The 302-nt window shown below is 45.7% G+C and carries 2 tRNA genes; both read right to left on the bottom strand.

The features are described from left to right. Positions 1–82: 82 nt before the first annotated feature. Positions 83–158: transfer RNA gene (locus tag ACF8EG_RS12795), tRNA-Glu, on the bottom strand. Positions 159–170: 12 nt separating this feature from the next. After that, a tRNA-Ala gene (locus tag ACF8EG_RS12790) sits at positions 171–246 on the bottom strand. Positions 247–302 lie beyond the last annotated feature (56 nt).

The following is a 302-nucleotide window of genomic DNA, read 5'->3' as shown; positions in this document are numbered from 1 at the left end:
TTAAAGAGCTAATCACTTCTAATGAAGTAACCATTTTTAAGAACACTTAATACTTTCTTATCAAAAGAAATGTGCTTAAAGATGGTATCCCGTAGGGGAGTCGAACCCCTGTTACCGCCGTGAAAGGGCGGTGTCCTAGGCCTCTAGACGAACGGGACATAGGAAGTCAGTGGTGGAGCTAATCGGGATCGAACCGATGACCTCTTCGCTGCCAGCGAAGCGCTCTCCCAGCTGAGCTATAGCCCCACATAAATTGCTTCAGCACTTTATGCAGAACCAACTTTTTGCTCTGAATTTAAACC

Origin of the sequence: Vibrio sp. YQ_11 (assembly GCF_043103065.1) — a bacterium.
GTDB lineage: Bacteria > Pseudomonadota > Gammaproteobacteria > Enterobacterales > Vibrionaceae > Vibrio > Vibrio parahaemolyticus.
Note: the sequence above shows the minus strand (reverse complement) of the source record. Positions and strands in the feature narration are given on the sequence as shown.